Source organism: Algoriphagus sp. PAP.12 (assembly GCF_026652115.1).
GTDB lineage: Bacteria > Bacteroidota > Bacteroidia > Cytophagales > Cyclobacteriaceae > Algoriphagus.
This window is the reverse complement of the sequence record NZ_JAPPSQ010000008.1, coordinates 64,647-87,125: the sequence shown is the minus strand read 5'-3', so window position 1 is coordinate 87,125 and position 22,479 is coordinate 64,647. Positions and strand designations below refer to the sequence as shown.

General features: G+C 40.4%; 19 protein-coding genes. 8 read left to right on the top strand and 11 right to left on the bottom strand.

Annotated elements, in window-relative coordinates; genetic code table 11:
- Positions 1–87: 87 nt before the first annotated feature.
- Positions 88–2,982, top strand: a complete 2,895-nt coding sequence (gcvP, locus tag O0V13_RS11435) for an aminomethyl-transferring glycine dehydrogenase (protein ID WP_268035093.1) — start codon at positions 88–90, stop codon at positions 2,980–2,982.
- Between the two features lie 53 nt (positions 2,983–3,035).
- Here the strand turns inward: gcvP and O0V13_RS11430 are convergent, their stop codons facing one another.
- From O0V13_RS11430 to O0V13_RS11420, 3 genes are all read right to left on the bottom strand, one after another.
- Complete coding sequence (locus O0V13_RS11430) at positions 3,036–3,482, bottom strand: DUF1569 domain-containing protein (protein ID WP_268035092.1); 447 nt, start codon at positions 3,480–3,482, stop codon at positions 3,036–3,038.
- Positions 3,483–3,579: 97 nt separating this feature from the next.
- Positions 3,580–5,976: a ribonucleoside-diphosphate reductase subunit alpha gene (locus O0V13_RS11425; protein WP_268035091.1), complete on the bottom strand. Its 2,397-nt coding sequence runs from the start codon at positions 5,974–5,976 to the stop codon at positions 3,580–3,582.
- A gap of 39 nt (positions 5,977–6,015) precedes the next feature.
- Positions 6,016–6,993, bottom strand: coding sequence for a ribonucleoside-diphosphate reductase small subunit (locus O0V13_RS11420; protein WP_268035090.1), 978 nt, complete (start codon positions 6,991–6,993; stop codon positions 6,016–6,018).
- Positions 6,994–7,702: 709 nt separating this feature from the next.
- Between O0V13_RS11420 and rplU the strand changes: the two genes are divergently transcribed.
- From rplU to O0V13_RS11405, 3 genes are all read left to right on the top strand, one after another.
- Positions 7,703–8,014, top strand: coding sequence for a 50S ribosomal protein L21 (rplU, locus tag O0V13_RS11415; protein WP_073570938.1), 312 nt, complete (start codon positions 7,703–7,705; stop codon positions 8,012–8,014).
- Between the two features lie 35 nt (positions 8,015–8,049).
- Entirely contained in the window at positions 8,050–8,310 is a 261-nt protein-coding gene (gene rpmA, locus O0V13_RS11410; RefSeq protein WP_073570937.1) for a 50S ribosomal protein L27, read from the top strand.
- Positions 8,311–8,461: 151 nt separating this feature from the next.
- The gene (locus tag O0V13_RS11405; protein ID WP_268035089.1) at positions 8,462–11,527 is read left to right on the top strand and encodes a VPS10 domain-containing protein; all 3,066 of its coding nucleotides are present in this window, start codon (positions 8,462–8,464) and stop codon (positions 11,525–11,527) included.
- 36 nt (positions 11,528–11,563) lie between these two features.
- Here the strand turns inward: O0V13_RS11405 and O0V13_RS11400 are convergent, their stop codons facing one another.
- Genes O0V13_RS11400 through lipB form a run of 6 tightly spaced genes read right to left on the bottom strand, consistent with a single transcriptional unit; the run spans position 11,564 to position 17,258 of the window.
- Positions 11,564–12,193, bottom strand: coding sequence for a rhomboid family intramembrane serine protease (locus O0V13_RS11400; RefSeq protein WP_268035088.1), 630 nt, complete (start codon positions 12,191–12,193; stop codon positions 11,564–11,566).
- A gap of 2 nt (positions 12,194–12,195) precedes the next feature.
- Entirely contained in the window at positions 12,196–13,182 is a 987-nt protein-coding gene (locus tag O0V13_RS11395; protein ID WP_268035087.1) for a polyprenyl synthetase family protein, read from the bottom strand.
- The gene (gene rnr / locus O0V13_RS11390) at positions 13,145–15,343 is read right to left on the bottom strand and encodes a ribonuclease R (RefSeq protein WP_268035086.1); all 2,199 of its coding nucleotides are present in this window, start codon (positions 15,341–15,343) and stop codon (positions 13,145–13,147) included. The genes O0V13_RS11395 and rnr overlap by 38 nt, the downstream gene beginning before the upstream one ends.
- A gap of 33 nt (positions 15,344–15,376) precedes the next feature.
- Positions 15,377–16,129, bottom strand: a complete 753-nt coding sequence (locus O0V13_RS11385; protein ID WP_268035085.1) for a 3'-5' exonuclease — start codon at positions 16,127–16,129, stop codon at positions 15,377–15,379.
- A gap of 8 nt (positions 16,130–16,137) precedes the next feature.
- Positions 16,138–16,539 carry a hypothetical protein gene (locus O0V13_RS11380; protein WP_268035084.1) on the bottom strand — a complete coding sequence of 134 codons (402 nt, stop codon included), beginning with the start codon at positions 16,537–16,539 and terminating at the stop codon, positions 16,138–16,140.
- 2 nt (positions 16,540–16,541) lie between these two features.
- Entirely contained in the window at positions 16,542–17,258 is a 717-nt protein-coding gene (gene lipB, locus O0V13_RS11375; protein WP_268035083.1) for a lipoyl(octanoyl) transferase LipB, read from the bottom strand.
- An 81-nt stretch (positions 17,259–17,339) separates the two neighbouring features.
- On the opposite strand from lipB, the gene O0V13_RS11370 reads away from it, so the two are divergent.
- Positions 17,340–17,696 (top strand): YraN family protein, encoded by a 357-nt coding sequence (locus O0V13_RS11370; protein WP_268035082.1) that lies wholly within the window; start codon positions 17,340–17,342, stop codon positions 17,694–17,696.
- 3 nt (positions 17,697–17,699) lie between these two features.
- Here O0V13_RS11370 and O0V13_RS11365 read toward each other — a convergent pair whose 3' ends face one another.
- Entirely contained in the window at positions 17,700–18,554 is an 855-nt protein-coding gene (locus tag O0V13_RS11365) for a toxin-antitoxin system YwqK family antitoxin (protein WP_268035081.1), read from the bottom strand.
- Positions 18,555–18,687: 133 nt separating this feature from the next.
- On the opposite strand from O0V13_RS11365, the gene O0V13_RS11360 reads away from it, so the two are divergent.
- Positions 18,688–19,890: a pyridoxal phosphate-dependent aminotransferase gene (locus O0V13_RS11360; protein ID WP_268035080.1), complete on the top strand. Its 1,203-nt coding sequence runs from the start codon at positions 18,688–18,690 to the stop codon at positions 19,888–19,890.
- A gap of 79 nt (positions 19,891–19,969) precedes the next feature.
- A complete protein-coding gene (locus O0V13_RS11355; protein ID WP_268035079.1) occupies positions 19,970–20,680 on the top strand; it encodes a glycosyltransferase family A protein in 711 nt (236 codons plus the stop codon).
- Here O0V13_RS11355 and O0V13_RS11350 read toward each other — a convergent pair.
- Entirely contained in the window at positions 20,677–21,510 is an 834-nt protein-coding gene (locus O0V13_RS11350) for an FkbM family methyltransferase (RefSeq protein WP_268035078.1), read from the bottom strand. The genes O0V13_RS11355 and O0V13_RS11350 overlap by 4 nt on opposite strands.
- A 135-nt stretch (positions 21,511–21,645) precedes the next feature.
- On the opposite strand from O0V13_RS11350, the gene O0V13_RS11345 reads away from it, so the two are divergent.
- On the top strand, positions 21,646–22,347 hold the full coding sequence (locus O0V13_RS11345) for a glycosyltransferase domain-containing protein (protein ID WP_268035077.1): 702 nt from the start codon (positions 21,646–21,648) through the stop codon (positions 22,345–22,347).
- Positions 22,348–22,479: the final 132 nt, after the last annotated feature.

The following is a 22,479-nucleotide window of genomic DNA, read 5'->3' as shown; positions in this document are numbered from 1 at the left end:
TTATCTTTTAATTAATCGTACCTTTGCCGCCAGAAAGACAAAGGCTTTCTAACCCAAATATTCTATACAGCTTCCATACTAATCAATATGAAGATTAACCTTTCAAATGCTGTCAAGTTTGAGAGCAGACACAATGGCCCTACCGAGGCAGAGATCGCTGAGATGTTGGAGAAAATCGGGGCAACTTCCCTTGAGGAACTAATCAACCAAACTGTACCTGAATCTATCCAGTCCGAACGTCCACTTGATTTGCCTAAGGCTAAATTGGAGTCTGAGTTTTTGGCTGATTTCAAAAAATTGGCTTCCAAAAACAAAGTATTCAAATCCTTCATTGGAATGGGGTATTACGATACTATCGTTCCTGGCGTGATTTTGAGAAATGTATTGGAGAATCCAGGATGGTACACTGCCTATACTCCATATCAAGCTGAGATCGCCCAAGGGAGATTGGAAGCTTTGATCAACTTCCAGACTGTAGTGATGGAATTGACCGGGATGGAATTGGCGAATGCCTCTCTTTTGGATGAAGGAACTGCAGCAGCTGAAGCAATGACTATGCTTCACGCCGTAAAACCGAGAGTGAAAAAGACCGCCAATAAATTCTTTGTGGACGAAAAGACATTTGCGCAAACAAAGGCTGTCTTGGAAACCAGAGCCGAGCCGGTCGGAATTGATTTGGTTTTTGGATCTATCGATGATTTAGATTTGACAGATCCTAACTTGTATGGGGTGATGTTCCAATACCCAGATGCAGATGGAGCAGTAAGAGATTATTCTTCTATTGTTGCTGCTGCTAAAGAAAACAATGTGATGACAGCTTTTGCATCTGATTTGTTGGCTTTAACCTTGTTGACACCTCCAGGTGAAATGGGAGCAGATGTGGTAATTGGTTCTTCTCAAAGATTTGGCGTTCCAATGGGATACGGTGGGCCTCACGCAGGATTTTTTGCTACCAAAGAAGATTATAAAAGACAAATCCCTGGCCGTATCATCGGTGTATCTGTAGATAAGGCAGGCAACAAAGCCTATAGAATGGCGCTTCAAACACGTGAGCAGCATATCAAGCGTGAAAAAGCAACTTCTAATATCTGTACTGCGCAAGTACTTTTGAGTGTGATGGCCAGTTTCTATGCTGTGTATCATGGTCCTCAGGGATTGAAAAATATTGCTTTGAGAACCCACGGTTTGGCGAAATTGACTGCCCAAGCTTTGGCGAAAGTAGGTTTGAAAATCGGTTCTCAAACATTCTTCGATACCATCCAGGTCAAGATGAATGAAGTGGCTATGGAGCGTGTAAGAGGATTGGCATTAGGTTCCAAAATGAACTTCAGATATGAAGAAGCCTCTGTATTCATCTCGTTTGATGAAACCAAGACTTTGGAAGATGTGAAGAAGATTGTTTCCATCTTCGCTACAGAGGAAGGAAAGCATACGTTGAATTTGGATGAGTTAGTTGAAACTCTAGAATTGGAGCTTCCAGAAGGTTTGGCTAGAACTTCAGAGTATTTGACTCACCCAGTATTCAATAGCTATCATGCAGAGCATGAAATGCTCCGTTATATCAAAAGATTGGAAAACAAAGATCTTTCATTGGTTCACTCCATGATTTCTTTGGGTTCTTGTACCATGAAGTTGAATGCTACAGCAGAAATGATTCCTGTGACTTGGCCAGAATTCGGTCAGATCCACCCGTTTGCTCCAATGGATCAAGCGTTGGGTTACCAGGAATTGTTTACAAACTTGAGAACTTGGTTGACTGAAATTACAGGATTTGCTGATACTTCTTTACAGCCAAACTCCGGTGCTCAAGGTGAATATGCTGGATTGATGGTGATCCGTGCTTTCCACCAAAACAATGGTGAAGGACATAGAAATGTAGCTTTGATTCCTACTTCTGCTCACGGAACCAACCCCGCATCTGCTGTGATGGCAGGTATGAAAGTGGTTTTGGTGAAATGTGACGAAAAAGGAAATATCGATATCGAAGATTTGAGAGAAAAAGCTCAGGCTCATTCTCAGGATCTTTCTTGCCTGATGGTAACTTACCCGTCTACTCACGGTGTATTTGAAGTGGGTATTCAGGAAATCTGTCAAATCATCCATGACAATGGAGGACAGGTTTACATGGATGGAGCAAACATGAATGCTCAGGTTGGCTTGACCTCTCCGGGAAGAATCGGAGCTGACGTTTGTCACTTGAACTTGCATAAAACCTTCTGTATTCCTCACGGTGGTGGTGGACCTGGTATGGGACCGATTTGCGTTGCAGCACATTTGGCACCATTCCTTCCAGGTAACCCAATTGTAAAAACAGGTGGTACCAAAGCAGTTTCTTCTGTGTCTGCAGCTCCTTACGGAAGTGCGAGTATCCTTCCTATTTCTTATGCTTATATCGCAATGATGGGTGGTGATGGTTTGACCAATGCTACCAAAATGGCGATTTTGAATGCGAATTATATTAAAGAAAGATTGGATGGACATTATCCGATCCTTTATACCGGAACAAAAGGAAGAGCTGCTCACGAGATGATCGTGGATTGCAGAGGCTTCAAAGAAGTCGGCGTTGAGGTAGAAGATATTGCGAAGCGATTGATGGACTATGGTTTCCATGCTCCTACAGTTTCTTTCCCTGTTGCTGGCACTTTGATGATCGAACCAACTGAATCTGAGACGAAGGCGGAATTGGATAAATTCTGTGATGCCTTGGTTTCAATCAGAGCTGAGATCAAAGAAATCGAAGAGGGTAAAGCTGACAAGGAAAACAATGTCTTGAAAAATGCTCCTCACACTTCTCAAATGGTATTGGTAGGGGAGTGGGATCTTCCTTACTCTAGAGAGAAAGCAGTTTATCCTTTGGAATATGTGAAAGAAAACAAGTTCTGGCCTGCTGTTCGTAGAATTGATTCTGCATTCGGTGACAGAAACTTGATGTGTAGCTGTATTCCAGTTGATGCTTACGCTAGCGAAGAAGAAATGGCTTAATATACCATTGGCAATAAATGGAGAGCCGTGAGATTAGATTCTCACGGCTTTTTTTATTCCCAAATCCCGAATTGAGAAAAGTGATGTTTGAAATGTTTTTGATGGAAAGTATCCCATTCCTCTTTTGTCAAAGTGCTGAATCGTGGATGAACTGTTTTGAAATCCGGAGTCTCGGCGGATATTTGTTGGTATTCTGCCAATGCCTCATTCAACTTTTGCTTGGCAGTTTCTAAATCGGGGAATCGTAATTCCATCAATTTTCCTGTATCCTTTGGGTATTTGACTCCTTCAGGAAATTCCATTTCGGAATAAAGTAAGGCTTGCTTCAATTTAGCATCCCCTTCTTCCACAGTGAACTCGGGTAATTTAATTCTTCCTGAACTGATTTTTAATGTGATGGTCAAATGCTCCACCATATGTTGGGGAGTCATGATTCCAAACTTTGCGAGAGTATCCTTCTTTAGCTTTTTGAGTCTGAAATCGATTAAGGAGCTGGTCATGTTATTTAGGTTTAGTTTTTAATTTACTACCAACATAATTAAAAAAAGCATCTGAGATTCCCAGATGCTTTTTCCAATTAACGAACTCTAAAATATTTTAGCTACCGCACATTTCGCAATCATCAGGATTGTCCAATGAGCATTGTACCGCTTCTTGTTTATGCGCTTTTACAGCATCAACTTGAATGTTTTCTTCTTTTTGATCTACCAAAGCTGATTTGTCCAAAGTAAACTTGATCGCTGCAGCTGCTGCTTGAGATCTCAAGTAATACATCCCGGTCTTTAAACCTTTCTTCCAAGCATAGAAATGCATAGAAGTCAATTTTCCGAAATTTGGATCCTGCAAGAACACATTCATACTTTGAGATTGACAGATATAAGCACCTCTATCTGCAGCCATATCAATGACAATCTTCTGAGAGATTTCCCAAACAGTTTTATAAATGTCTTTGATGTTTTGAGGGATGCCAGGAACATCCTGAACAGATCCATTGGTGGCGATCAATCTGTTTCTCATGGTATCATTCCACAATCCTAATTTGATCAAATCCTTCATCAAGTGCTTATTCACTACGATGAATTCTCCGGAAAGTGTTCTACGAGTATAAATGTTAGAAGTGTAAGGCTCGAAACATTCGTTGTTACCCAAGATCTGAGAAGTAGATGCAGTTGGCATTGGAGCTACTAACAAGGAGTTTCTCAAGCCATACTTTTTCACTTGATCTTTTACTTCTGTCCAGTTCCATCTGCCTGACTTAGGAGTCACACCCCACATGTCAAACTGAAGTTCACCTTTAGAAGCTGGAGATCCTTCATAGGTTTCGTAAGTTCCCTGAACTTTCGCCAATTCCATGGAAGTCTCAACTGCTGCAAAATAGATGGTTTCGAAGATGTCTTCATTTAAACCTTTTGCCTCTGGAGAATCAAATGGCATTCTCAACATAATGAAAGCATCAGCCAATCCCTGCACACCCAGACCAATAGGTCTATGGCGGAAGTTGGATCTTTTAGCCTCCTCTACAGGGTAGTAGTTGACATCGATTACTTTGTTCAGATTACGAGTAGCAACCTTGGTGATTTCATATAGTTTCTGATGGTCGAAATAAGTTTTACCATCAGGACCAGTTTTTACAAATTTTGGAAGAGCCAAAGAAGCCAAGTTACAAACTGCTACCTCATCAGGAGAAGTGTACTCGATGATTTCAGTACACAAGTTGGAGGACTTGATTGTACCCAAGTTCTTCTGATTGGATTTGCCATTAGCAGCATCCTTGTAAAGCATGTAAGGAGTACCGGTTTCGATTTGAGATTCCAATACTTCAAACCAAAGTTCCTGTGCTTTGACAGTCTCCCTAGCCAAGCCTTCACGCTCGTACTTTTCGTATAATCTTTCGAATTCTTCTCCGTAGCAATCAGAAAGTCCAGGGGCTTCATTCGGGCAGAATAGAGACCAGGTTTCATTTTGCTCAACCCGCTTCATGAACAAATCTGGAATCCAAAGAGCGTAGAACAAATCTCTTGCTCTCATTTCTTCTTTTCCATGGTTTCTCTTCAATTCCAAGAAGTCTTTGATATCTGCATGCCAAGGCTCTAGGTAGATCGCAAAAGAACCTTTTCTTTTACCACCACCCTGATCGACATATCTTGCAGTCATGTCAAAGTTTCTCAACATCGGTACTATACCATTGGAAACTCCATTGGTTCCTTTGATATAGGATCCTTTCGCACGCACATGATGGATAGAAAGTCCAATACCTCCCGCAGATTGAGAAATCTTAGCACACTGCTTCAAAGTGTCATAAATCCCGTCGATACTATCATCCTTCATGGTCAAAAGGAAACAGGAGGAAAGCTGTGGCTTAGGAGTACCTGCATTGAATAGAGTAGGAGTAGCATGAGTAAACCACTTTTCAGAAAGTAGGTTGTACGTCTCGATAGCTGCCTCGATATCCTCTTTATGAATCCCGATAGAAACACGCATCAACATGTGTTGAGGTCTTTCTACCACTTTACCGTCCAGACGGATTAGATAGGATCTTTCTAATGTTTTATATCCGAAGTAATCGTATCCAAAGTCCCTCTTGTAATCAACCGTAGCATCTAGCTTCGCTGCATTCCTTTTGATGATGCCATAAACCTCTGGGTCAATCAATGCTGCATTCTCACCTGTGATTGGATTGACGTAGGTGTACAGTCTCTTCATCGTATTAGAGAAGGACTGGCTAGTAGTCTTATGAAGATTTGAAATAGCGATTCTTGCCGCTAGGATTGCGTAATCTGGGTGTTTCACTGTCAATGAAGCACATACTTCTGCAGCCAGGTTGTCCAACTCTGAAGTAGTCACACCATCGTACAAACCGTCAATTACCTTCTTCGCTACTTCAATTGGTTGGATGAATTTGGGATCCAATTCATAGCAAAGGTTTTCGATCCGAGTGGTGATTTTGTCAAAGCGAACCGATTCGCGTCTTCCGTCTCTTTTTATTACTAACATATGTAGGTGAGGTTATAAGGTTGGTAAAAAGGGATTTTATTAAAAGTCCTCTCCAAGGGAGAAGCGTGAGGATTCATTTGAGTCTGTAGACTTCATAACGCCAGCTTTCTGGTAATCGCCTACTCTCTTTTCGAAGAAGTTGGTTTTACCTTGCAAGGAAATCATGTCCATAAAGTCAAACGGGTTGGTACTGTTCCAAACTTTTTCACAGTCCAGTTCCATCAATAATCTGTCAGCAACAAACTCAATGTACTGACACATCAAGTCAGAGTTCATTCCGATTAGTCTTACAGGAAGAGCGTCCGTTACAAATTCTTTTTCGATCTCCACTGCATCCATGATGATCTCACGAACAGTTTCTTTCGGAAGAGGATTATTTACGTGCTTTGTATAAAGGTGACAAGCGAAATCGCAATGCAAACCTTCGTCACGAGAAATCAACTCATTGGAGAATGTAAGTCCTGGCATCAAGCCACGCTTTTTCAACCAGAAAATAGAACAGAAAGAGCCAGAGAAGAAGATTCCTTCCACAGCTGCGAAAGCGATCAATCTCTCTTGGAAGTTTCCATTGTCGATCCAACGAAGAGCCCAGTCCGCTTTTTTCTTCACACAATCAATGTGCTCAATCGCATGAAGGAGTTTATCACGTTCTACGGCGTCTTTGATATAAGTGTCAATTAAAAGGCTATATGTCTCGGAGTGGATATTTTCCATCGCGATCTGGAAGCCATAGAAGAATTTAGCCTCGGTATATTGTACTTCAGAGACGAAGTGTTCGGCCAAATTTTCGTTAACAATACCATCACTTGCTGCAAAGAATGCCAGTACGTGAGAGATAAAGTGACGCTCACCATCGTTTAGGTTTTTCCAATCTCTCATGTCTTGTCCTAAATCGATTTCCTCTGCAGTCCAAAAACTCGCCTCAGCCTTCTTATAAAATTGCCAAATGTCGTTGTGCTGAATTGGGAATAAAACGAAGCGATCCTTGTTCTCTTGTAATATCGGTTCTTCTTGCATCGTACTCTGTTGGTTTTATTTGGTAACGGTTTAATTCTTTTAATTTCAGTCGGATAGCATCTTGCAAATGCCTGTCTGGGATAGAAAAGGCTGCCTTTTCAGAACAGCCTTTGAACAAATATGTGAACCAAAATCCAGAAATAAAACCCTTGAATGGCTACTTAAGGGTATTTTTTGAACTTTGGTCAAATGTTATTTAAATAGCAGTAAATTAATTATTTATGACAATTCAAGTGAAGCTTAAGATTAGCTGAAATGGCCATTTTGGGCGGTGTAAACTTTTTTCAACTTTTTTGAAAAAAATATTTTTAACCCAATTCAAGCTATTTTTTGAATGCTGGTCAATTTTTTAGTTATGATTTTATATTTAATAAATGATTGAAAATCAGGTTTAAATTGAGAATTTATATAAAACCTTAAATCAATTTTTGGTGATTATTAAATAATTAATTTAGGGTTTGGGCGCTAATTTCTACAATGCCTTTTCTCCTCCGGGATCCTTTCAAATTCTTCCTGATTTCGATGCAAATCTGAGGATAAAATAAGATAAGATGGCTCTTGAAAATGTGCTATAAAAGGTGTATTGAGGTCTAACAACCTGAAAAAGTCAGGGTTAAGGAGTGAATAATTTTTTGGGGCTGTTTTTTTGTTCAAATACTCTTCCTTATATTTGCACTCCGATTTCGACAAAGAATCATTAATAAACGACATGTACGCAATTGTAAACATCGCTGGTAAGCAGTTCAAAGTAACAAAAGATCAGTTTGTCTATGCTCCTAAGCTAGACGCAGAAACTGGCGCTTCCGTGGAATTTGACCAAGTACTGTTGGCAGAAGCTGACGGGAATGTGTCTGTTGGTGCTCCTGTAATCGCGGGCGCTAAGGTATCTGGCAAGGTGCTAGATCACGTAAAAGGTGATAAAGTCATCGTCTTCAAGAAGAAGCGTAGAAAAGGCTACAAGAAGAAGAACGGTCACAGACAAGACTTCACCAAAGTATTGATTGAAAATATTACACTCTAAGTTTTCCTCACAGAAAACCATAAACGTATAAAACCATGGCACACAAAAAAGGTGTAGGTAGTTCCAAAAACGGTAGAGAGTCACATTCCAAAAGATTGGGTGTGAAGAAATTTGGTGGCGAAGCAGTTATCGCCGGAAACATCATCGTAAGACAAAGAGGTACAAAGCATCATCCAGGTAACAACGTGGGTGTTGGAAAAGACCACACTTTGTTTGCTTTGACTGATGGTAAAGTTGCCTTCAGAAAGAAAGCAGATGGCAAATCTTACGTTAGCGTTCTTCCTGCTGAGGCATAAGACCTACGAAAATTATTTGAATGAAGCCCTGTCGAAAGACGGGGCTTTTTTTATGCCTTATTCTCAATTGATTGATTTGAAAATTTTGTAAACGGCATAAAAGGCTACATCTAATTTTTTTATCTTCAGGCAACCACCAAATTAAATCCTTATGAAGAATAAATACTCATTGGGTCTGCTGGGGTTGCTGGTTTGTTTTTTATTCCAAACCACACCATCAACGGCTCAAAATGTAGCCAATCCAGATGTCTATAAGGCATTGGAATGGAGATCAATAGGCCCCTTTCGAGGAGGTCGGGCTGATGCTGTAACTGGAGTTGCAGGATCTGACCATACTTATTATTTCGGCTCTACTGGCGGTGGAGTTTGGAAGACGGTCGATTCTGGTACTACCTGGAAGCCCGTTTCTGATGGTTATTTCGGCGGCTCAATTGGGGCTGTTGCAGTTTCACAAAGTGATACGAGTGTAGTTTATGCTGGAGGCGGAGAATATACAGTAAGAGGAAATGTCTCTTATGGCTATGGCATCTGGAAAAGTAAAGACGCAGGTAAAACCTGGGAAAGAGCTGGACTAGATAAAAGCCGATTTGTAGCAAGATTGAAAATCCATCCAACCAATCCAGATATCGTATATGCTGCGGTGTTGGGAGATATTTTCAAGCCAAGTGATGAAAGAGGGGTGTACAAAACGACCGATGGCGGAGCGACTTGGGAAAAGGTTCTTTACGAATCTGAAATCGCTGGGGCTATTGATTTAGTCTTGGATCCTAAAGACCCTGAGACCTTGTATGCCTCAACTTGGGAGCTGAAACGAACTCCTTATTCCTTAGAAAGTGGAGGCCCTGGATCCAAAATGTTCAAGTCAACAGATGGAGGTAAAACCTGGGAAGATCTGACTAAGAAAGAGGGCTTTCCGGAAGGAGTTTTGGGAATCATTGGAATGGATGTTTCTCCAGTTAATACTAACAAAGTGTTCGCTATCATTGAAAATGAGAACGGGGGAGTTTTCGTTTCAGAAGATGCCGGTGAAAGCTGGACAAAAACAAATGAAGACCGAAACTTAAGACAAAGAGCCTGGTATTACTCTCGAATCTTTGCTGATCCACAGGATGAGGAAATAGTTTACGTTTTGAACGTAAGCTACCATAAATCAACAGATGGTGGTAAGACTTTCGAAAGCGCAAATGCTCCTCACGGCGATCATCATGATCTTTGGATTGATCCAAAGAACAATCAAAGAATGGTTATCGCAGATGATGGAGGTGCTCAAGTTTCTGAAGATGGAGGAAAGAATTGGTCTACCTATTACAATCAGCCAACAGCTCAGTTTTACAGAGTGATCACGGATGAATCTTTCCCTTATAGAATTTACGGAGCTCAGCAGGATAATACTACGCTAAGAATTCGTCATAGAATTGATGGAATGGGCGGGATCTCTGAAAGCGATTGGGAAGTATCTGCAGGGGGTGAGTCAGGTTGGCTTGCTCCAGATCCGGATGACAATGACATTGTCTATGGAGGTTCTTATGGAGGTCTTTTGATTCGTTTGGATCATGACAAGGGAATCTCTCGAAATGTAAATGTATGGCCGGATAACCCAATGGGGCATGGTGCAGAAGGTATGAAATATAGATTCCAGTGGAATTTCCCGATTTTTTTCTCCCCTCATAATTCGGATTTGATTTATACCACAAGTAATCAGTTTCACAGATCTACCAATGAAGGCCAAAGCTGGGAAGTGTTTTCTCCTGATTTGACTCGAAATGATAAAAGCAAATTGGGGCCTTCCGGTGGACCGATCACCAAGGATAATACTTCTGTGGAATATTATGCGACCATCTTTACAGCTGCAGAATCACCAGTGAAACAAGGCGTAATCTGGGCAGGGTCCGATGATGGCTTGGTTCACGTAACTACTGATAATGGAGCGACTTGGAATAATGTAACTCCTACTGATATGCCTGAGTGGCTTCAGATCAATAGCATTGAAGCGAGTCCATTTGATGCTGGTGAAATGTATTTCGCAGCAACAGGTTATAAAAGCGGGAATTACGAGCCTTATCTATACAAGACAAAAGACTATGGAAAGACTTGGACAAAGATTACCGCTGGGATCGATCCAGAGCATTTCACCAGAGTAATTCGAGTAGATCCTGTGAAGAGAGGAATGCTATATGCAGGAACAGAGACCGGTATGTATTATTCCAAAGACGATGGTGCCAACTGGCATTCTCTTCAAATGAACCTACCAATCGTTCCTATCACTGATTTGGCGGTCAAAGAAAATAATCTGATTGCTGCAACTCAAGGACGTTCATTTTGGATTATTGATGATTTGACAGTTTTACATCAGGCTGAGCCGGGAGATGAAAATGATGCTCTTCACCTTTTCAAGCCTCAGGATTCTTATAGAATCGATGGAGCGAGCAGAAAATCTAATACTGAAGGAACCAACCGAGCAGGTGGTGTTTTAGTTTATTATTTCTTGAAAGAGGATCCAAAGGATGAGCTGAAAATTGAATTCTTGGACAACCGAAATAATGTCTTAAGAACTTTCTCTACCAAAGGTTACAAGGGAGATACTTTGAAAGTAAAACCCGGAAGCAATAAGTTCAACTGGAACCTACGAGTGGAAGATGCTGAAGATTTTGAGGGACTGATTATGTGGTCAGGAAGTTTAAGAGGCCCGGCAGTAGTCCCAGGAGATTACAAGGTGAAAATGACTTTGGATGGAACTTCTCAGGTTCAGGATTTCAAGGTTTTGGCAGATCCTAGATACGAGACTTCTCAGGCTGACTTGGAGAAGCAGTTTGAATTCTTGATGAAGGTGAATAGAAAGTTGACAGAAACTCACCAGACGATCAAATTGATTCGTCAGTATCGTGAGGCGCTGGATAGCTTGGAGGCTAAGCCTGCGAATCTGGAGCAGATCAAAGCTGAGATGAAGAGTATTGAAGAAGAACTATATCAAACCAAAAATAGCAGCCGTCAAGATCCATTGAACTTCCCTATACGATTGAACAATAAACTAGCTCACCTGAACAATGTGGTGGGTTATGGAGACTATCCTCCTACTGATCAGTCCGAATCAGTCAGAGGAGAAATCACTGAATTGATCGATGTACAACTGGCCAAGTTTAAGAAATTGGAACAAGAGGAAATCTCCAAGATTCTCAACATTGATGAAATGCGAACGAAGTTAGATTTGAAGAAATAAATGAAAAATGCCTTCCGAATTCGGAAGGCATTTTTTTTAGAAGATTCTCCAGTTTTTGATCTGATCAAAAAAGTCAACCGCACTTCCGGGAGATATAATCAGAATAAAAATGATTCCGAATAAGGCGCCATATAAGTGAGCGTCATGATTGATACCATCATTGTCTTGTCTGCCTTTGGTATAAGAATAAATCAGAAATAAAGCCCCCAAAATAAATCCTGGAAGACATAGAATTCCAAATAGGCATATGTCGGCTAAGGGTAAAATAATGATACTGGCAAATACGGTAGCAGCTGTTCCTCCCGACGCTCCTAATGCTCTGTAGTATGAGTTGTCTTTGTTTTTTAAATAGGTGGGTATATCTGCGATGATGATTCCTAGAATGTAGAAAATGACAAATACAATTCCGCCAACCGCCGCGCCATATTTATACATCAAAAATTGCTCTACAACTCTACCGAAAAAGTAGAATGTAAACATGTTGAATAGTAAATGGATATAGTCTTTATGGATAAAACCAGAAAGAATAAATCGATCCCATTGTTTGCGATTTTTAATCTTATAAGGAATGAACATCCAACGCTCAATAAAGCTTAGATTGTTGAATCCATAAAAACTACTGATCACCGTGAGGATGATCAGTATGACAGTAATAGAAAGGCTCATGCTTATTTTTCTCTATGAATCAGGTCTTCAGTCAATTGACGGATTTCCTCGTAAAAAGCTGTGTTTTTGTAGTGAATTGATGCCAATTGATTGAAGCCTTCGTTAAAAAAGTCATTCATCTTATCCTCCGCAAGTTTCTTGATACCTAGCTTTTCATAAATGCTTTTGACTGCATTTACTTTTTCCTCCTTGTCAAAATCCTCTTTTGCGATCCAATAGGCAAGTTCTCTTTTATCATCACCTTCGGCAAGTTCCAATGCTTTGATCAGTAGGTAGGTTTTCTTATTGGAGATAATGTCTCCACCTACTTGCTTCCCGAATTTAGTTTGGTCAGCATATACATCCAGTAGATCATCTTTCAACTGGAATCCAACGCCTACGTTCACTCCAAAATCATAAATCTTCTGAGCATCTTCATCAGATGCACCTGCCAAAACCACCCCCATCTGTAGGGCATATCCCAATAAAACAGCAGTTTTGAGACGAATCATTGTCAGGTATTGGTCCTCATGAACCTCATCCCGAGTTTCAAAATTCATATCCATCTGTTGTCCTTCGCATACTCCTGCTGCAGTTTCATTGAAGAGGCGGATGACTTTTGGAAGTAAAGCAGGTTCGGTAGGCAAAAGATAATCATATGCTCTGACTAGCATGACATCACCGGAAAGAATGGCGACATTGCTATTCCATTTTTCATGAACAGTCATTTTCCCTCTTCTCAAAGGGGCGTTGTCCATGATATCATCATGCATCAAAGTGAAATTGTGGAAAATTTCAATTGCAGATGCCTGACTTAAAATAGATTCAGGATCATTTTTATACATACCATAAGCCAAAAGGCTTAGAAGGGGCCGGATTCTCTTGCCTTCAAGACTTAGAATATAAGAAATCGGCTCGTATAATTCTTGAGGTGTCTCTCCGAATTTTTGGCTCCGGATATAAGTTTCTAGGTTATTTAAAAGCGCGTGGGCGTGGCTTTCTTTCGTCATTACTTGCAAATTCCAAATCGATTGTTCTACGGTCTATATCGGTATTAACTACCCGTACCATCACTTTGTCACCCAAAGTGATCATTTTTTTTGTTCTCGTCCCAATGAGACGCATGTTTTTCTCGTCAAATTCGTAAAAATCGTCATCCATATCCTGGACCCTGATCATACCTTCACATTTGGTTTCGGTGATTTCTACGAATACACCCCATTCAGTTACTCCTGAGACAATGCCTTCATAATCCTTCTCCTCAGCCAAGGACATGAATTCTACCTGTTTGTATTTGATTGAGGCTCTTTCTGCATCAGCAGCACGTTTTTCCCTTTCCGAGGAATGAACACATTTCACTTCCCAAGGTTCTGCTTCAGGAGATTTTCCTCCATCCAAATAATGCTCCAACAGACGGTGAACCATCATGTCAGGGTATCTTCTGATTGGCGATGTGAAGTGAGTATAGTGAGGGAAAGCCAATCCAAAGTGACCTTTAGGTTCTGTGGTATATTTCGCCTTCGCCATACTTCTAATAGCCAACTGCTCCAATACATTTTGTTCAGGCTTCCCCTGAATTTCATCCATCAACTTATTGAGAGCTGTTGAGATTTTTCTCTCATTTTCCAGATCAACCTGATGTCCAAACCTTTTGGCAAAACCTGAAAATGTTTCAAGCCTTTCCATGTCTGGGGAGTCATGGGTCCTATATACAAATGTATCAGTTCCGCTATGCTTTTTGTAAATAAACTCAGCCACATATTTATTGGCCAACAGCATAAACTCCTCAATCATCTTGTGGATGTCTTTCCGCTCCTTGACCATCAGGCCTAAAGGAGTTCCTTTTTCATCCAACTTAAATTTGACCTCAACTGTTTCGAAATTGACTGCTCCATTCGAAAATCTTCTCTTCCGAACCTTTTTAGCCAAGTCATTCAGTAGAGTCAATTCTTGAAAATAGTCTCCATCTTGGTTGTCGATATTCTCCTGAGCTTCCTCGTAAGCAAATCTTCTGTCGGAATGAATGACTGTTCTGCCGATCCAATGATTAATAACATTTGCATTGGTGTCCATTTCAAATACACAGGCAAAAGTCAATTTGTCTTCATTTGGTCGCAAGGAACAAAGCCCGTTACTCAATCTTTCAGGTAGCATCGGGATCGTTCGATCTACCAAATAAACTGAAGTGGCTCTGTCATAGGCTTCTTTTTCAAGAGCAGTCTTTGGTTTGACATAATGGGTCACATCAGCAATGTGAACGCCTACTTCCAGATTTCCATTTTCTAATGTTCGATACGAAATCGCATCATCGAAATCCTTCGCATCTACTGGGTCAATCGTAAAAGTGGTAACGTCTCTGAAATCCTTTCTAGCTTTGATTTCCTTAGCCGTGATTTTCTCAGGAATCGCATTTGCTTCCGCATTTGGTTCTTCAGGGTATTCAAATGGAAGTCCAAATTCAGCCATGATGGAGTGGATTTCCACTTCGTGAACTCCGGCTTTTCCAAGGACTCGAATGACTTTACCGGTTGGGTTTTTGTCCCCTTCTCTCCATTCGGTCAATTTCACGATAACCTTTTCATTGTGCTCAGCACCTTTGAGGTCTCCTCTATGGACAAAGATGTCCTTGTGCATTTTTTTGAAATCGGGCACGACAAAAGCGAATCGCGGAGAGATTTCCACTCTACCTACAAATTCATCTCTTTCACGCTCAACGATTTCAAGGACTTTTCCTTCGATTCGGCCTGTTTTTCCTTTCATTGGATAAACCATGACGCGAACTCTATCTCCATCCAAAGCTTGTTTGAGATCTGCTTCTTTTACCAAAATATCTCCACCCGTATGGGCTGGATCTTCAGGTATAATAAAGGCAAATCGTGGATTGACAAAGTCAACCGTACCGATGATGAAGTCTGGATCTTTGGTGGATGAAAAGTAATTTCTCGGACTTTTGGAAACAGCTCCGCTATCGACAAGCTTATACAAAACTGGCTCTACTCCTCCTTTGGTGAGTGAGTCACGGATTTCCAGCTTTTTGATAATCTGCTTTGCAGTAAATTCTTGTCCGTAATTTGAGTCTAAAAACTGAAGGAGTCGCTTGGCCAATGAAGCCGAGTCTGTACTTTTTCCTCCTTTATGTTTTGGATTGTGTTTTCTTGATTTTCTTCCCATGATGTGGGTACTGTTAGGTGATTAATAAAAATTTTAGTCCCCCTTTTGATCTGAATCATCATCCAATTGGATGATTTCAAATTCTTCTAACTCTAGCTGGGGGTTCATCGCTAGGTAGACTCTGGCTGTTACTTCTACGTCTTTGAGACAGTATTTTTTGATTTTTTCGAGGTCATTTTCTAAGTGAAAAGTACTGTTGACCTGACTGCCATCCAAATCGTCTTTTGAAGATGGAACCCCAAAAACAGAAGCAAGTAATTCTAGTCGGGTGTAATGTTTGTAATCTCCAAATTTCCAGAGCTCCATGGTATCAAGGTGACGAACTTCCCATGGTTTTTTACCTGAAATCTGAAGCGGTTCTGGGAGCGGAATGCCTTGAATCAACATTCTTCTACAGATGTAAGGAAAATCAAATTCCTTTCCGTTATGGGCACATAAAACCCACTTCTTCTTTTCCAATAAAGCAGAAAAGTCCTGAAGAAGTTCCTTTTCGCTGTCATTGGCAAAAACCTTGGAACGGAAAATCAACTTCTTCTCTTTCTTTTTCCTTTGGTAATAGCCTACTCCAATGCAGACTATCTGGCCGAATTCTGCATGAATCCCAGCTCTATCAAAATAAAGGGATCCAGGATCAATATGACCTTCTTCGGTTTTTTTGATGAGTCTTTCTTTTTTGACCCATTCATCCTGAAGTCTTGGGTCTAATTCTTCGAAGCTTTCGGTCAAAGACGCTGTTTCAATATCTAAAAACAAGATTGAACCTAGTTGCTCCAAAAAATCTGCCATGACTCTACTTAACTATGTAAAACCCCTTCCAGTCCCAGTTCGGGGATCATCTGCTGCAGCGAGGGGTCAAAACTGCCTGAAGTAAATATAAACTTTTTGTCAAATATCTGGTCAAGGATATAGTAGCTAACCCAAAACTCATTGGTTAAAGCAAAAACGGCAGGATCAATAGGTTCTATTTTGGCAACACTTTGAGCACCTAATTCCTGAATCATATGTCGGAGTGTTGAGGTTTTGCGCATTTCTCCATCCAACTCTCCGTATCCTTTGGATGTAATCATCACTGTATTGAGCTCAATCAAATTCAAATTGATGATGTAAACTCCCCATTCGGTTCCATTCTTCGTTTCTTCTTTGGCGATCGCCAATTTTACTCCAGTCACAGGAGAGAAATCTATATCTTTTTTCATGCCTAAATCAATTCCATTTCGAAAAGGTCCGCTAAGTGATTCTTGACCTTCTCTTTGACTTCATTCAAGTCGATTTTTTTACCTAATTCTTTTTCCAGGGATGTCACGGCCTTATCATCTATTCCGCAGGGGATAATATTTCCGAAATAGGAAAGGTCCGCGTTGACATTGAAAGCAAATCCATGCATAGTCACCCATCTGGAGGACTTAACGCCCATAGCACAGATTTTACGTGGATTTTTCTGCTCCACATGATCTAGCCATACACCTGTGAGTCCATCGATTCGACCCGCATCGATACCGTAATCCGAAAGGGTTTGAATGATGGCTTCTTCCAGAAAACGGAGGTATTTGTGGATGTCTGTGAAGAAATTGTCCAGATCCAAAAGCGGATAGCCAACTAACTGTCCAGGACCGTGATAGGTAATGTCCCCGCCTCGATTAATTTTATAATAAGTGGCTTGATGATCTACCAATCCTTGTTCGTCCAAAAGCAGGTTTTCTTCTTTCCCGCTTTTCCCTAAGGTATACACATGGGGATGTTCTACAAATAAAAGATAGTTTGGAGTAGGGCTTTGCTCTTCCGTGGTCCGGTTTCGATTTTGAATTTTTAAAGCGACAGTTTTTGCGAAGAGGTCTTCCTGATAATCCCAAGCTTCTTGGTAATCCATTTTTCCCAAGTCTCGGAATTCCACCTTTTTATTAATAATTTCGTTCATCTGCTTTTTTGGGATGGGTATTTTCTAACCCACATCTGGCTGATTTCGTTCTACGATTTTTCAAAATTAAACAATATTCGGATGGCTGAGCATAATGATTTGGGGAATAGGGCAGAAATGCTTGCCTCTCAGTGGTTACAGAAAAAGGGATATGTGCTTTTGGCTCAAAATTATCGCTTCAAGCATGCCGAAATAGACTTGATCATGGAGTTTAAAGGACTTCTCATTTTTGTAGAAGTCAAGTATAGATCGGGGATAGGTTTTGGCTATGCCGAGGAATTTGTCGATTTCACCAAGAAAAAACTTTTGGTTAAAGCAGCAGATGCCTATATCCATGAGATTGATTGGCATAAAGACATTCGATTTGATATAATGGGTGTGTACAAAGACAAGCAAGGAAATATCAACTTTCGTCAGTTTGAAGACGCTTTTTATTAAAGCTTAATTTGTAGCTCTATCGCTTCGGTAGACTAAATTCCCGTCTTTGTCCCATTCGGCCCGGATAAAGGGCTTGAAGTTGTCATCGTACGGATTTTCGGGATATTGAATTTCCCTTTTGCGGATCGCCCGGGCATTGTTGGTGTCCCAGTATTCCGTCCATAATCCTACCTTTTCTCCGTATTGAAACTCACCGGTAACGGCTACTTGACGGTCCTCATAGAAATAGAAGTAGTTACCCTCTGCCAAACCATATTGGATAGGTGTGATTTCTTCGATTGTGTTGCTGGAGCGATTGTAATAAGTGATTTTTGATTCTCTGGGCCAGCCTTCCTGGAAATGGTTTTTGTCCTGCAATACATTTTGAGAATCAAAAAGCATCCAAGTCTTATGCTTAGTACCGTAATAATACATGCCACTTTCTACTACGACATCGTTGACACGTCTTTCATAAGGTCCATGGAGTAAGTAGCCTGTTCCCAAAACATAGCCTTCGTCTTTGATCGCTCTGTCTTTCGGGTCAAACCAATACACATCCCTGATATAAGGGTCGGGTCTTCTTTCGACATCAGTGTAGTTGAAATATTCATAGATATCCTGACCTCTAAGATTACTTCTCGTAAATGCTCTTTGAGTCTTAATTCCAAACCAGATGTTTTTTCTAGCCTTTTTCTTCTTTTCTTTTTTCTCCTCTTTCTCAGCTTGATCATCGAAAAGCAACAACGGCATAGTCGTAGGAAGAAGAGAGGAATCTACCACTCCTGAGGAATCCGGGTCGGTTTTTTTCTCCTCCGTTTGGGCTTTTGCGAGCTTTGTGGAAAAAAGAGAAATCAGAAGAATGAAATAAAAAGGCTTCATATACTGAAAAAACGGAATTCTGTTCGGTCTATTTTATCCAAAAATAACATTTCGTCATCAAATGCAGCGCTTTGTTTAGAATTTATAATCTTCTGTCTATTTTTGTGGAATTTGTAAAAAACACGAAACAAAAATGAATTCTATTCTATCAGATCGCATCTTGAATATGGAAGAGTCAGCTACTCTCGCAATGGCAAAAAAAGCCAGAGAGCTGAAATCTCAGGGAATCGATATCATCGGGCTAAGCCTTGGTGAGCCGGATTTCAAAACCCCCAAACATATTCAGGAAGCTGCCAAGGCTGCTATCGACGAAGGAAAGTATTTCTCATATCCTCCTGTGGCCGGATATCAGGATCTGAGAGAAGCTATCTCAAAGAAATTAAGAGAAGAAAATAACATCTCTGAAGCGAAAGCAGAAAACATCGTAGTCTCTACCGGTGCAAAGCATTCCATTGCCAATACCTTCATGTGCCTGATCAATGAAGGCGATGAAGTAGTGATCTTTTCCCCTTATTGGGTGAGTTATGCAGAGATCATCAAATTGGCCGGTGGTGTTCCGGTTTTGATCGAGGGTACTTTGGAAAATAACTTCAAAGCTACTGCTGAGCAGTTGGAAGCGGCTTTGACTGATAAAACAAAAGCTATTATTTACTCTTCTCCTTGTAACCCTACTGGTTCTGTATTCAGTCAATCTGAGTTGGAGGCTATCGCTGATGTGGTGAAAAAGAGAGAAAACTTGGTAGTAATCGCTGATGAGATCTATGAGTTGATCAACTTCACCGGTAAAAACTTTAGCATTGCTTCTCTTCCGGGAATGTTCGAAAGAACCATCACCGTGAATGGTTTCTCTAAAGGATATGCCATGACAGGATGGAGGGTAGGATACATCTGTGCTCCTTTGGCTATCGCAAAAGCGGTTGAGAAAATCCAAGGTCAGTTTACTTCAGGTGGTACTGGTATCGCGCAAAGAGCTGCTCTTGCAGGTATTGCCGGTGATCAGCAGCCGTCCAAAGACATGGCGGATGCATATTTCAAAAGAAGAGCAATCGTTTTGGAATTGCTTCAGCAAATCCCAGGAATCAAAACTCACATCCCTGAAGGAGCATTCTATTTCTTCCCAGATGTGACTGCTTTCTTTGGTAAATCAGCTCATGGACATACTGTGAAAGACGCCGATGATCTTTGTCTGTATCTTTTGGATATCGCAAATGTATCTCTCGTAACAGGAGCAGCATTTGGAGCTCCTAATTGCGTAAGGTTAAGTTATGCAGCCTCTGAAGAGGAATTGGTTGAAGCGATGAAGCGAATCAAAAAAGCATTGGGTGAACTAGCCTAATCATACAAAACCCCAGTCCAGAGGCTGGGGTTATTTTTTTGCCTGTTCAGAAAGGCTTATTTTTGGAGAAATTTTTACTATGTCAGAAGTTCTCGTTATCACACCTGTCAAAAACTCCATTGAAACTACCTTGGATACTGCGAAAGCTATTGCAGCATCTGATGTAAAGGTGAATCATATCATTTTCAATGATTTCAGTACTGCCGAAACCAAAGCTGAGTTAGAAAAGAACAAAAGTAAGATTGGGTATGAACTGGTCCATCTAGAAGATATCACTGATCATCCTTCTCCGAATTATAAGCTGGTGCTTCAGGTTTCTCAGAAAAAAGCCTTGGAAATGGGCTTGCCGCTTTTGGTGATTGAGTCTGACGTGGTGGTGAAAAAAGATACGATCAGTAAACTTTTGGCCCATCAAGATTCCCATCAGTCATCTGGACTGACAGGATCTGTAACTGTGGACGAGGAGGGCGTTGTCAATTTTCCCTATTTGAAGTTCAAAGGAAGAAAAGAACCTGAAATCAATACCAAAAGAAGCTTGAGCTTTTGCTGTACGCTATTTTCACAAAGTTTTTTGAATGCCTATGATTTTACTGGTTTGGATGATGCAAAAGATTGGTATGATACTTTTATATCATCTCAAGCTCTGGAGTGTGGATTTGAAAACTACGTATTGATGGATGCTCCTGTTTGGCATAGGCCACATGGAAGTCGTCCCTGGAAACAATTGAAATACAAGAATCCTTTGAAATACTATTTTCTAAAATACTGGAAGGGTTTGGATAAGATTTAAATCCCATTTTCAAAGAATCGCTGAAACTGTTCAGACGGATTTTTCATGGCCAAGGTGTCTCTTCCAAATTTCTGAAGCTGATAGCCATTGGCTTTCAATAGCTGATAACATCTTTCCAGATCTTCCTGAGGAAGGTTTTCATTCTCAAAATTGATAACCTGAGGTTGAGTCTTTTCAATTTCAAAAATCAGGATCACCTCCAAATCATATCCTTCAGCATCAATTTGCAAAAGGTCAATTCTGGAGATTCCATATTTTTTGATCAATGTCTCAGGTGAGATGACTTCCACATCCACGGCCACAATTTGTTGAGCCGGATCAGAAGGAATCTCCAAACCGTATTTTTTACAATTCATGGCAACTACACCACTATCGTAGTGTTCTTGAATTTGTTCTAGGGAAAAAGATGCCAAGCCAGTAGCCCAGCGCATATCTGAAAATCCAATTTTGTATAGCTTTTGGCTTCCATCTACTTTTCCAATAGCAGCACAAATAGGAGTCAAGCCTTCATTGAATTGGTAGATTCTCTTGAGCTCATTGTTGAAAACATCAGGTTGAGGTTCTAATAAAACTCCCTTCCAGCGGTCTCTTTTGATGAATTTGTGGATAGGGTCGTGAGTAATCCCATCATTGGCTCCAATCTGAATCACATAAAAGTCCCCTTTCTTGGAAAGAGAATATTCCGAAAGAAACTCGGAGAGACTACCAGGTTTTGGTTTGTAGAAATTTTTATAAAATCCTATAAAAATCGGGTTGTCATTGGCACTTAAATCGAATCTTAATTTCTTCCAAAACGCTTTGAAAGCAGACTTTACTTGATGTTTTAGCATGAAGCTGTAATTTTCTATTTTGCGGCTGGTAATTCTAGTTTAAAGAAATCGAAAAATAACCAAATATTTTAGCCAGACTGGTTTTAGTTCTTTTAAAAAGATTTAGAGCCATTACACAATGCTTGATTTTTACATATGACAAAGACACTTATATATTCCGTAGTCACCAATAACTATGACAGTATCAAGCCAGTTAAGAAGTATGAGGGCTTCGATTTTTGGTTATTTACTGATCAGGACAATTTAAAAGTGGATGGCTGGGAAACCAAGGTGTTAGCCGCGGGAGATAATCCGATCAAGCAACAGCGACTTTTGAAAATCAATAGTGTTGAAAATACTCCAGGATATGATGTGACGATCTATATGGATGGAAATATGGAGCTGATTCAAAATCCAAAATTGTTTCTGGATAAGTATTATAAAGGAGGTATTTTGACCTGTCAACACCCCAAAAGATCGAGTTTGAAGGAAGAGGGAAAAGAGATTTTGAGGAAGAAAAAAGACATGCCTGAGAATATTGAAAAGACACTTGAGTTTGCTCAAAAACAAGGCTACAAAGATGATGGAGGGCTTTTTGAGACCATGGTGCTGGTGAGAGATAAGTCCCAAGATGTGAAAAATCTGGAGGAAAAGTGGTCAGAGATACTGACTACTTATTCTCACCGGGATCAATTGAGTTTGCCTATAGCTTCATTTGTTTCTGGTGTAAAGATCAATACGCTACCGCGGCCTGAATTATTTAAGTATATCAAAAGAAATAGAGGACATAATATTTCGCTCAAATTCCGGAAAAAGGAGTCAGGTGGCTTCTGGAAATGGCTAGGGCTTGGGAAGTGAACATTAGGAATGAGTTAGCTTTTCTTTAGGTCTAGCTTACTATTTATATTCATTATTTTTATTCTTTTTAATCTAAATAATCCAATAAATAATTTGGAAAATTAAAATCAGTTCGTAATTTTATTGAGGTGA